Raw genomic sequence first — 347 nt, forward strand, 5'->3', positions numbered from 1 at the left:
CGTTTTTGACTTTTATGATCGCTTAAAAACTGTTTCTAAGGGTTATGCTTCTTTTGATTACTCTCCTATTGGAATGAGGGCTTCAAAACTTGTAAAAGTGGACGTGCTTCTTAACGGAAACGTAGTAGATGCACTTTCTGCACTGTTGCATGTGGACAATGCCTTTGATATAGGGAAGAAAATGTGTGAAAAGCTGAAGGAATTGATCCCGAGGCAACAATTTGATATTCCTATTCAGGCCGCTATCGGGGCGAAGATCATCGCTCGTGAAACCGTAAAGGCCCTTCGAAAAGATGTTACCGCAAAATGTTATGGGGGAGATATCTCGCGTAAGCGTAAACTTCTTG

General features: G+C 41.8%; 1 pseudogene. It reads left to right on the forward strand.

The window, feature by feature from the left end:
- Positions 1–347: pseudogene (locus HC176_RS18015) on the forward strand (elongation factor 4); the annotation flags it as partial.

The sequence above is a fragment of the Tamlana crocina genome, assembly GCF_012037625.1.